At 33.7% G+C, this 12,563-nt stretch carries 8 protein-coding genes; 7 read left to right on the top strand and 1 reads right to left on the bottom strand.

The genetic code is table 11. The annotated features are described in order from the left end of the window. Positions 1 to 194 precede the first annotated feature (194 nt). Positions 195 to 935, top strand: coding sequence for a hypothetical protein (locus ACVC43_RS03205; RefSeq protein WP_452223122.1), 741 nt, complete (start codon positions 195 to 197; stop codon positions 933 to 935). Positions 936 to 1,094: 159 nt separating this feature from the next. Here the strand turns inward: ACVC43_RS03205 and ACVC43_RS03200 are convergent, their stop codons facing one another. Then, positions 1,095 to 1,619: a hypothetical protein gene (locus ACVC43_RS03200; RefSeq protein ID WP_452223121.1), complete on the bottom strand. Its 525-nt coding sequence runs from the start codon at positions 1,617 to 1,619 to the stop codon at positions 1,095 to 1,097. Positions 1,620 to 1,861: 242 nt separating this feature from the next. Between ACVC43_RS03200 and uvrA the strand changes: the two genes are divergently transcribed. The 6 genes from uvrA to ACVC43_RS03170 all read left to right on the top strand — a co-directional run bounded on the left by uvrA (position 1,862) and on the right by ACVC43_RS03170 (position 12,551). Beyond that, entirely contained in the window at positions 1,862 to 4,696 is a 2,835-nt protein-coding gene (gene uvrA, locus ACVC43_RS03195; RefSeq protein ID WP_452223120.1) for an excinuclease ABC subunit UvrA, read from the top strand. A 145-nt stretch (positions 4,697 to 4,841) separates the two neighbouring features. Next, positions 4,842 to 5,009, top strand: coding sequence for a lmo0937 family membrane protein (locus ACVC43_RS03190; protein ID WP_452223119.1), 168 nt, complete (start codon positions 4,842 to 4,844; stop codon positions 5,007 to 5,009). A 158-nt stretch (positions 5,010 to 5,167) separates the two neighbouring features. Further along, positions 5,168 to 5,857, top strand: coding sequence for an LOG family protein (locus ACVC43_RS03185; protein ID WP_452223118.1), 690 nt, complete (start codon positions 5,168 to 5,170; stop codon positions 5,855 to 5,857). Between the two features lie 19 nt (positions 5,858 to 5,876). Beyond that, complete coding sequence (locus ACVC43_RS03180) at positions 5,877 to 7,151, top strand: T9SS type A sorting domain-containing protein (RefSeq protein WP_452223117.1); 1,275 nt, start codon at positions 5,877 to 5,879, stop codon at positions 7,149 to 7,151. Beyond that, entirely contained in the window at positions 7,148 to 9,985 is a 2,838-nt protein-coding gene (locus ACVC43_RS03175) for a metalloprotease (RefSeq protein ID WP_452223116.1), read from the top strand. The genes ACVC43_RS03180 and ACVC43_RS03175 overlap by 4 nt, the downstream gene beginning before the upstream one ends. A gap of 157 nt (positions 9,986 to 10,142) precedes the next feature. After that, positions 10,143 to 12,551 carry an alpha-ketoacid dehydrogenase subunit alpha/beta gene (locus ACVC43_RS03170; RefSeq protein ID WP_452223115.1) on the top strand — a complete coding sequence of 803 codons (2,409 nt, stop codon included), beginning with the start codon at positions 10,143 to 10,145 and terminating at the stop codon, positions 12,549 to 12,551. Positions 12,552 to 12,563: the final 12 nt, after the last annotated feature.

Raw genomic sequence — 12,563 nt, 5'->3', positions numbered from 1 at the left:
GATTACTGGTTTACTGTAGAATACAGAGAACCAGGCACAGACCAAAAGAAATCGGTTCGTGCGCATTTTACGCTTAAACGCTAAAATAAAAAACAACTGTTTGTAAATAATAAAATGCCTGAACGAGAGTTCAGGCATTTTTTTGTGGTCGTGAATGCTAAAATATTTGTAGTTTTATATCATTAAAAATTGAAATGAGAAAAAGAAAAAAATTAACACTAAAAAGGGTGTTAAAAGTAATCGCAGGAATAGTAATATTCCTTACACTTCCTACGCTTCTACTCTATGGTTTCTTATATTTTAAATATAATGAAGATTTGCCTGTTGGTAAAGAAGCAGGAGCTCACACATTGGCTTTAAAAATGCTAAATGCGTTAAACTACGATGCTTATAAAGCAACAGACTATATAGAGTGGACGTTTAAAAAACGTCACCATTTTAAATGGAACAAAACTGAAAACACCTGCGAAGTTTACTGGAAAAACTACAAAGTTAATTTAGATTTAAAAAATAATTCTAAAAGTATAGCCTATAAAAATGACACAAAAGTTACAGGCGATGAGAGTAATACTTTAATACAAAAAGCTGTTACCTATTTTAATAACGATTCCTTTTGGTTGGTAGCACCCTATAAAATATTTGATGAAGGCACCACACGCAAACTTGTAACATTAGAAAACGGAGAGCATGCTTTATTGGTTACCTATTCTTCTGGAGGTTCTACTCCTGGCGATTCTTATTTATGGCACTTAGATAAAGATGGTAAACCTAAAAGTTTCCAAATGTGGGTAGATATTTTACCAATAGATGGCCTTGAAGCCACGTGGTGCGATTGGACAACAACCGAAACTGGTGCGATGTTACCAACATTTCATAAAATGATGGTTTTAGGGTTGGAGATTACGAATTTAAAGTGTGCTCAGTCTCAGTCTTAGTTTTCAGAAAACTTTTAAAATATTATTGAATCAGCTATTAAATAAAACGAATTCAACGATTGAACTAAAATTTGACAACCAAATAATGTCTGTATCGAAAAAAGGACAATTTTAAATAAATACAAATTATAATAGTTTGGGACTGAGACTGAAAACTGTTTACTTACTCTTCTGCCCAACGAACTGTTGATCCTTCAATTTAAACAATACATTAAAAGTGGTTAAACTGCCGTAAATACGTGTAATATATTGTTGTAAATCTATTTTCTCTTGTTCCTCAAGATTACTGGAATTTACTTTTTGCTCCATAACACGCAATCTATCACGGACCATTGTAATTTTATGAAAGAAATCGTCTATTTTAATTTCCTTACTTTTCAAATTTATATCACCAGGTTCTAAAATAAGTTTTCCGTCTTTCCACTTGTCTCCAATATGAACAACTTCTGTAACATCACTATATTTTTTTAAAATACGCACTAAACTACTTTCAACATCAAAAAAACTAACAGTGTCCACTTCATTTTCGGCGGCTTCAATTATTTCAATTTCTTCGTTTAATGGTATTGTTTCCAAACCATTATCAATAAATGTTACCCAATATTGCTGATTATCAACATTGGTAACTACTCCTTTCCCGTATTCTTTGTGGCTAATTCTTGAGCCTATTCCTAATATTGTCATAATTATTCCCTGCACATGCAGTAATCTTTTTTAGAGTTAAACTTTAATTTTTTATGATGTTCCTTAATTCTTAAGAGAACAAAGCACTAAAATAGACAAAATCTCTAACTCAAGAAGATATTTCTTTTTTCGAAGAAATGACATTCGATTTTAATAAAATCCTAACTGATTCGGTTTAAAAAAGAGGTGTAAAAACCTTAACTTTGCAAATCTGCTTAAAAACAGCAGAATTTTGCTATTATATGACAAATTTTGAAGAAAACATTGAGGTACAAGGTGCCAGAGTTCATAATCTTAAAAATATAGATGTTACTATTCCACGCGAAAAGTTAGTTGTTATTACCGGTTTATCTGGTAGTGGTAAATCGTCTTTAGCATTCGATACTATTTATGCTGAAGGACAACGTCGTTACATCGAAACATTTTCGGCGTATGCCAGACAATTTTTGGGTGGCTTAGAGCGTCCGGATGTCGATAAAATTGATGGGTTATCTCCTGTTATAGCTATAGAACAGAAAACCACAAGTAAATCGCCACGTTCAACCGTTGGAACCATTACCGAAATCTACGATTTCTTGCGTTTATTTTATGCGCGTGCCAGTGATGCTTACAGTTACAATACTGGCGAAAAAATGGTGAGTTATAGTGATGAGCAAATCAAAGCATTAATTATAGAGAGCTATAAAGGAAAAAAAATAAATATTTTATCTCCTGTTGTGCGTTCGCGAAAAGGTCATTATCGCGAATTGTTTGAACAAATTGCTAAACAAGGTTTTGTAAAGGTGAGAACCGATGGCGAAATAAAAGATTTAGTAAAAGGCATGAAACTGGATCGTTATAAAACGCACGATATTGAAATTGTAATCGATAGATTAAAAATTGACGATGCTATAGCAAACGATAAGCGCTTAGACGAAACCATAAACACTGCCATGTATCATGGCGAAGATGTACTTATGGTAATCGATCAAGATACGCAGGAAGCACGCTATTTTAGTAGAAATTTAATGTGCCCAAGTTCGGGAATTTCGTATCCTAATCCAGAACCAAATAATTTTTCTTTTAACTCGCCAAAAGGCGCTTGCGAAAACTGTAATGGCATTGGAAGTCTTTACCAGGTTAATGAGAACAAAATTATTCCAGACGATTCATTATCCATTAAAAGTGGTGCTTTAGCTCCTCACGGTCCCGAAAAGAAAAGCTGGATTTTTAAACAGTTACAACTTATTGCAGAGCGATTTAATTTTAAATTAACCGATGCGTATAAGGATATCCCAAAAGAAGCGAAGCAGATTATTCTATATGGCGGAAATGATAAATTTTCGGTAGAAAGTAAAACCTTGGGTATTACCAGAGATTATAAAATTGATTTTGAAGGAGTCGCTACTTTTATTGAAAACCAATATAAAACTGCAGAATCACGTTCTCTTAAACGATGGGCAAAAGACTACATGGACAAGATAGAATGTCCTGTTTGCGAAGGTTCCCGTTTACGAAAAGAATCGTTATACTTTAAAGTTGCCGGAAAAAATATTGCAGAATTAGCCAATAAAGATATTGTTGATTTAGCTGAATGGTTTGAAGGTTTGGAACAAAACCTTTCTGAAAAACAAATTAAAATTGCCGAAGAAATAATTAAGGAAATTAGAACACGACTTCAGTTTTTGTTAGATGTTGGTTTAACCTATTTATCTCTTAACAGAAGCTCAAAATCACTATCTGGTGGTGAGGCGCAACGTATTCGGTTGGCAACACAAATAGGGTCGCAATTAGTTGGTGTACTTTATATACTTGATGAACCAAGTATTGGTTTGCACCAACGTGATAACGAGAAACTAATTAATTCACTCATTTCGCTAAGAGATATTGGAAACTCTGTAATTGTTGTAGAACACGATAAAGACATGATTGAAAGTGCAGACCATGTTATAGATATAGGACCACGAGCTGGAAAACATGGTGGTGAAATTATTAGTCAAGGCACACCAAAACAACTATTAAAAGAAAACACGTTAACTGCAGAATATTTAAACGGGAAAAGAAAAATAGAAATACCCAAAAAGCGTCGCGAAGGCAATGGTAAATTTATTGAACTTAAAGGCTGTACAGGAAATAACCTAAAAAACGTTTCTGTTAAAATTCCTTTGGGTAAAATGATTGGTGTTACTGGTGTTTCGGGCAGTGGAAAATCTACTTTAATTAACGAAACCCTCTACCCTATTCTTAATGCATATTATTTTAACGGCGTAAAAAAGCCAATGCCCTACAAAAGCATTAAAGGTTTAGAACATTGCGATAAAGTTATTGACATTAATCAGTCACCAATTGGAAGAACACCACGAAGCAATCCTGCTACGTACACGGGCACTTTTGGAGAGATACGCAGCTTATTTGCCAAGATTCCAGAAGCTATGATTCGTGGCTACAAGCCTGGTCGTTTTAGTTTTAATGTTACTGGCGGTCGTTGTGAAACCTGTAAAGGTGGTGGCTTGCGAGTAATTGAAATGAATTTCCTTCCAGATGTTTACGTAGAATGCGAAACCTGCCAAGGCAAACGTTTTAATCGTGAAACTTTAGAAATTAGATACAAAGGCAAAAGTATTAGCGATGTATTAAACATGACAATTAATGAAAGTGTTGAGTTTTTTGAAAATATTCCGAAAATCCACCGGAAATTAAAAACTATACAAGATGTTGGTTTAGGTTATATAACTTTAGGACAACAAAGCACAACGCTTTCTGGTGGTGAGGCACAACGTATAAAGTTGGCTACCGAATTAAGTAAACGCGACACTGGAAACACATTTTATATTTTAGACGAGCCAACTACCGGTTTACATTTTGAAGATATTCGTGTACTTATGATTGTATTAAATAAACTGGCAAACAAAGGGAATACCGTATTAATTATAGAGCACAACTTAGATGTTATAAAAACGGTAGATCATATTATAGATGTTGGCTACGAAGGTGGACAAGGTGGTGGTAAAATTATAGTGGAAGGCACACCGGAAGAAGTCGCTAAACACAAAAAAAGTTATACTGCTAAGTTTTTAAAAAAAGAATTACTGTACTAATAAAATAATACTAAAAATGTAAATATAGACAGCTATTTCTACATTTTTGTTTTATCTCGCTAATGTGTGTTTTATCACTTTATTAACAACTAAGTGAATTAAAATTGCGTATCTTTAAAATAATTAACCATAAAAACAAAACATTATGAGAGGTATTCTTTGGCTTGTAGCCGTAATTTTAATTATTGTATGGCTTTTAGGCTTTTTAGGAGTCATGCCTGGAATTGGCACTGGTGGCCTAATCCACGTATTATTAGTTATTGCAGTGATAGTGATTCTTTACAATATAATTTCTGGTAGAAAGCCACTATAACAAAATAGATTAAGTATATTAAAAGGCGACCTAAATGGTTGCCTTTTTTTTATTTCAATTTTTAACTTATTAACTCACTAATTCTCTTAAATTTGTGATTCTGAAAAATTATCAAATCTTCCGCTTTAGGCGGTAAATTAAAAAACTATATTTTATTCATGCGAAAAGAACAACATCATAAAGGTTGGAACGAAAATAAAACAAACGATTCTTGGGCAATCTTCAAAATCATGGGAGAATTTGTAAACGGTTTTGAAAAAATGAGCCAGATAGGACCTTGTGTTTCTATTTTTGGATCTGCCAGAACAAAACCAGATCATAAATATTATAAATTAGCCGAAAGTGTTGCCAAGCAAATTTGCGAAGCTGGTTATGGCGTCATCACAGGTGGTGGACCAGGTATTATGGAAGCTGGTAATAAAGGTGCTCACTTGGCAGGAGGAACTTCGGTTGGATTGAATATCGATTTACCTTTCGAGCAGCATGATAACCCATATATAGATGGTGACAAGAGTCTGGATTTCGATTATTTCTTCGTTCGTAAAGTTATGTTTGTAAAATATTCACAAGGTTTTGTTGTTATGCCTGGTGGATTTGGAACTTTAGATGAACTTTTTGAAGCCATCACTTTAATTCAAACCAATAAAATAGAAAAATTTCCAATTATTTTAGTTGGTACAGATTTCTGGTCTGGATTAATAGACTGGGTTAAAGAAACCGTTTTAGGCAAGTTTACCAATGTTAGTGCTGAAGATTTAGACTTAATTCATTTGGTGGATACAGAAGAGGAAGTGGTTAATATTTTAGATGCTTTTTATAAAGAATACGGCTTAAGCCCGAACTTTTAAATATAGGTTTTACAATGTTATGAAACATACTTTCTCCTTAGTTCTATTATTTATTACTCTTAGTTGCCATTATAGTTTTTCTCAGGAGACATTTAAAACCATGTTTTATAACTTGCTTAACTTTCCTTTACAGGAACCTGCACTTTCAAGATTAAATGAATTAGAAATAATTTTAAGCGATTACCAACCAGATTTATTAATGGTCTGTGAGCTAAATGATACTAATGGTGCCGGATTGATTTTAAATAGAATACAACAAAATATAAATGCCAATTATACTATGGCTAATTTTGTTTTAAACACCTCTGATGATAATTTTGGCGACCAAAACGACTTACAAAATTTAATATATTACGATAGCACTAAGTTTAGTTTAGAATCGCAAACCGAAATCACCACTATTTACAGAGATTTTAACCATTATATTTTAAAATTAAATACTGTTAACCAAAACACAAACCCAATAATTCTAAATGTTATTGTAGGCCATTTAAAAGCCTCAAGCGGACCAGATAATGCTGCTTTACGCTACCAGATGGCTCAAGATTTAACTACTTATTTAAACTCGTTTTCAAACACCGAATACTTCTTATTTGGTGGTGATTTAAATTTCTACACAGCAAGTGAGGCAGGCTTTCAAGAGTTTTTAAACAGTAATAACAATATTGCATTTATAGATCCTGCAAACCGCATTGGCAGCTGGCATAATAATACAAGTTTTATAGACGTTTTTACACAATCTACAAGAACTACAACAGCTTTGGGTGGTGCTGCAGGCGGTTTTGACGATCGTTTTGATTTTATATTAACATCGCCAAACATGCAAAACAATGCCGAATTGCAATTTGAAACTGGAAGTTATAAGGTTTATGGTAACAACGCCAATAGTAATTGCTATAATAATGCTATAAATTCTACAAATTGTGATGGCCCAGATTATAACTTTAATTTAAGAAATGCGCTACACAATTTTAGCGACCATCTTCCCGTTACTATAAACATAACCACAACAGAAAACTTTTTAAGTGTAGAGGAATTTGTTCAGCAAATTACGGGTTTTGAAATATTAGGCACAAATATTGTTCAAGATGAGCTTAAAATTATAGCAAAAAGAAAACCAACTTTTGCTAATTACGTAAGTATTTACAACACGCTGGGACAGTTAATTAAAACTGTTTCAATTAATGAAAATGAAGAAGTTATTATAAATACTTCATCATTTTTAAACGGAATGTACTATGTTACACTCAACGGTGTTAATGTTAAACCTTTAAAGTTTTTAAAAGTAAATTGAACCTGAAATTCGCTCCCTTTTTATTGTGCCTATGTATTTGTTTTTCGGCGTTAAGCCAGAATAAACTTGATATAAATGCCACATTCGATGTAGAAAATAAAAGCATCAATATTCTTCAAACAATAGAATATTATAATACCTCTAATATCGCATTAGACACCATTTATTTAACAGATTGGAGCAATAGCTATTCCGCTAAAACCACACCTTTAGCCAACAGGTTTACAGAGGAGTTTAAAAATACTTTTCATTTTGCAAAAGAAGAAGATCGTGGGTTTACCATCATTAATTCAATTAAGGAGAATAGTAACGAAACTACTTTTTATCATTTAGAAAATAATCCAGATGTAATTAAAGTAATTTTAAATAAATCTCTGCTTCCAAACCAAAGTTATACGCTAACACTCAATTATACTGTTCAGGTTCCCAACGATAAATTCACGAGATATGGTATTACCAGCGATGGTGATTATAATTTAAGATATTGGTACATTACACCTGCTGTGTTCGATGGCGATTGGCACTTTTTTAGTAACAAAGATTTAGACGATGCCTTTGTTCCAAAGGCAGATATAAACCTGCAGGTTAATTACCCAAACACCTATACTTTAATTAGCGAATTAGACGAAGATACCACGACAGAAAACGAAAAAAATGGTTCTAAGACCAGTGTTTTAAAAGGTGAAAATCGTATTAGTTCTAAACTATTTCTAAACAAGACAGATACTTATAAAACAGTTGAGACCGATTATTTTACTATAGAATCTAACATTTTTGAAGAAAATTTAAAACCCGCAGATGTTGCCATTATTACAGATAATGTTGCCGCATTTATTACAGAGAACCTTGGAGACTATCCGCATAAAAAGATTTTGCTTACCCAAATAGATTACAAAAAAGACCCTATTTACGGTTTAAATCTGCTACCAAGTTTTGTGCGTCCGTTCTCAGATACCTTTCAATACGAGTTAAAAATACTAAAAACCACATTACATAATTACCTTGAAAATACCTTGCTTATAAATCCTCGTGAAGACCAATGGATATTAGATGGTATTCAAACCTATTATTTAATAAAGTATGTAGAAGAGAATTATCCCGACATGAAAATTTTAGGCAAACTTGCTAATGTTTGGGGAGTTCGTGCGTTTCATGCTTCAGATTTAAATTTTAATGACCAATATAATTTTCTGTATATGCATATGGCGCGTTCTAATCTTGATCAGCCGTTAGATATGCCAAAAGATTCTTTGCTCAAATTCAATAAAAATATTGCAAATAAATACAAAGCAGGTGTAGGTTTAAAGTATTTAGATGAATATACCGACGCAAAAACCATAGATAAAATAATTCTTCAATATTTAGCTGAAAATAAATTAAAACCAACCAGTTCTAAAGCTTTTGAAAATTACATAAAACAAAATACCAATAAAAACATCGATTGGTTTTTTGAAGATTTTGTAGGAAGCAGCAAAAAGATAGATTTTAAAATTAAAAAAGTAGAAAAAACCGAAGACTCGCTTACCATTACCATTAAGAATAAGCAAGATCATTTAATGCCTGTCTCGCTCTTTACTATCAAAGACGACTCTGTCCTTTCTAAGCAATGGATTGAAGGTTTTAAAGGATTTAAAACAATTACGATTGCTAATAATGATGCAGATAAATTAGTTTTAAACTACGACACTACAATACCAGAAAGAAATTTGCGAAACAACTGGAAATCTTTAGGTGGCTTTTTATCTAATAACAAACCGCTACAATTCAGATTATTTAAAGATGTTGAAGACCCTAACTACAGTCAGGTGTTTTTTATGCCAGAATTCGCTTATAATTTTTATGACGGCTTTTCACCTGGTTTAAAACTGTATAACAAAACCATACTTACAAAAAACTTTTTGTATCGCTTAAGTCCTAAATATGCTATTAAAAGCAAGCAGCTGGTTGGTAGTGCTTCTGTAAGTTATACAGACCGTAGAGAAAATTCGAGAAACTACCGCACATCGTATGGTATTGGAGGAGAATACTACAACTACGCTCCTAACCTCTCTTATACTTCCCTTAGACCTGGCATTAGTTTTAGTTTTAGAGACCCAGATAATTTAAGAGATAACAGAAAGAGTTACTTTAATTTAAGATACATCTTAATAGACAGAGAAATCGATCCTACTGGAGAGTTTGAAACCGATGGTGAACCAAAATACAGTGTGTTTAACGCAAGATACGGACAAAGCGACCCTAATTTAAAAAACTTCTTTTCGTGGAATACCGACTTACAAATTGCTGAAAATTTTGGAAAACTATCTGCAACAGCAGAGTTTAGAAAGCTTACCGAAGGTAACAGGCAATATAATTTACGTCTCTTCGCAGGATCATTTCTTTACAACAAAACTTTTGAAACTACAGATTTCTTTAGTTTTGCCTTAGACAGACCAACCGATTATTTATTTGACTACGATTATTTAGGACGCTCTGAAGAAGCTGGATTATTAAGTCAGCAACTTATAGTATCAGAAGGTGGTTTTAAGTCGCAATTGCAGCCTGCATTTGCAAACCAATGGATTACAACTGCCAATGCCAGTACAACTATTTGGCGCTATATCATGGCATATGGCGACGTAGGATTAGTTAATAATAAAGGATTTAACCCAAAATTTGTTTACGATGCAGGCATTAGGTTAAATTTAGTTGAGGATTATTTTGAATTATATCTTCCTGTATATTCTAATTTAGGCTGGGAAATCGCTCAACCCAATTACGACAGAAGCATCCGTTTTATAGTGACCTTATCTCCAAAAACGTTGCTAAAATTATTTACAAGACGCTGGTATTAATTATATTATCTTCAACAAAAATTGATTTTATTAGCTATTTATAAATTATTATAGGTAAAACACATTAATAATTATCATATATTCATTTTTTTAAGACATTTTAGTATTGCTAAAATCACTTATATTCGTTAAATTTGTGCTATCAACATAAAAAACTATGAGTACAAATTCCGACTTGAAAGAAGCCTTGTCCTTTAATGATTTTAAAGCACAGGTTGTAGAAGATTATAAGACTGCTGTTACTAGTCGGGAATGTAGTTTACTTGGCCGTCGCGAAGTACTAACAGGAAAAGCAAAATTCGGAATTTTTGGTGATGGAAAGGAAGTACCGCAATTAGCTTGGGCTAAAGCATTTGCAAATGGCGATTTCCGTTCTGGGTATTACAGAGACCAAACCTTTATGATGGCTATTGGTGAACTCACCATAGAGCAATTTTTTGCTGGTTTATACGCTAATACAGATTTAAAACAAGAACCAATGTCTGGTGGCCGTCAAATGGGTGGACACTTCTCGACGTTTAGTTTAGACGAGAATGGCAACTGGAATGATCTTACAAAACAAAAAAATTCAAGCGCAGACATTTCGCCAACTGCAGGACAAATGCCACGTTTATTAGGCTTAGCACAAGCCTCTAAAATATACAGAAAAGTAAAAGGAATTAATACTACTAATTTCTCAGATAAAGGCAACGAAATTGCCTGGGGAACAATTGGAAACGCAAGTACAAGCGAAGGGCTCTTTTTCGAGACCATTAATGCTGCTGGTGTCCTGCAAGTACCTATGGTTATAAGTGTTTGGGATGATGAATATGGTATTTCTGTACATGCAAAACACCAAACGACTAAAGAAAATATTTCTGAAATTTTAAGTGGTTTTCAGCGTGATAAAGATAATAAGGGTTACGAAATCCTTCGCGTAAAAGGTTGGGATTACGTGGCACTTATGGAAACTTATCAAGAAGCCGCAAAAATTGCTAGAACAGAACACGTGCCTGTATTAATTCATGTTAACGAATTAACACAGCCGCAAGGCCATTCTACTTCTGGTTCGCACGAACGCTATAAAGATGCTAACCGCTTAGAGTGGGAAAGAAATAACGATTGTAATCTTAAGCTTCGTGAGTGGATGCTAGAAACTGGTATAGCCACAGACGACGAACTATCTGCTTTAGAAAAAGATATTAAAAAAGCCGTTCGGGAGGGAAAAAAAGCGGCATGGTCTGCCTATTTAAATCCTATTATTAAGGAACGCGAAGAGGTTTCAACCATTTTAAAACACGTTGCAGAGACAAGCGCAAATAAAGTGTTTATTGAAAAAATAAATAACGATTTATTAGCCATTGCAGAGCCTGCAAGAAAAGATGCTATTGCTGCCGCAAGAAAGGTCTTAAGATATGTGGTTAGCGAAAATTCTTCGGCTAAAACACAATTATTGAATTGGATTGAAAACTACTTTAAATTCGTTCAACCAAAATACAGTTCGCATTTACACAATGAAACTAAAACTTCGGTATTAAATATTAAAGAAGTTAAGCCAATCTACGAAACTGCAGATGAAGTAGATGGTCGTGTTGTGATTAGAGACAATTTTGATGCTATTTTTAGCAAATATCCAGAGGCATTAATCTTTGGTGAAGATGCAGGAAATATTGGTGACGTAAATCAAGGATTAGAAGGTTTACAGGAAAAATATGGCGAATTACGTGTGACAGATGCTGGCATACGCGAAGCTACTATTTTAGGACAAGGTATTGGTATGGCTATGCGTGGTTTAAGACCAATTGCCGAAATTCAATATTTAGATTACATCTTATATGCACTGCAAATAATGAGCGACGATTTAGCAACCTTACATTATAGAACAAAAGGTCGCCAAAAAGCACCATTAATTGTTAGAACGCGTGGTCACAGATTAGAAGGCATTTGGCATTCTGGTTCGCAAATGGGCGGAATTTTAAACCTTGTTCGTGGTATTCATGTGTTGGTGCCAAGAAATATGACAAAAGCCGCTGGTTTTTATAACACTTTGCTAGAAAGTGACGAGCCAGCTCTCATTGTAGAATGCTTAAATGGTTACCGATTAAAAGAGAAAAAACCTTCAAATTTTGGCGAATTTAAAACACCAATTGGTGTAGTAGAAACCGTAAAGGAAGGTAGCGATATTACCTTATTATCTTATGGTTCTACTTTAAGAATTGTTGAGGAAGTTGCTAAAGAATTACTTCAGGTTGGTATTGATGCCGAAGTTATTGATGCACAATCCTTATTACCTTTCGATTTAAATAAAGACGTGGTGAAGAGTATAGCAAAAACAAATCGTTTAATGATTATAGACGAAGATGTGCCTGGAGGTGCTTCAGCATACCTTTTAGATCAAATTATAAACAAACAAAACGCCTATCAATATCTGGATAGCGTGCCTAAAACATTAACTGCAAAAGCACACAGACCTGCTTACGGTAGTGATGGTGATTATTTTTCGAAACCTTCAGCCGAAGATATATTTGAAGCGGTTTATGCCGTAATGCATGAAGCAAATCCTAATGATTTTCCTAAATTGAGATAGTCATTCAGTATA

The organism is Lacinutrix chionoecetis (assembly GCF_053604665.1).
This window is presented reverse-complemented; position numbering and strand designations above follow the sequence as displayed.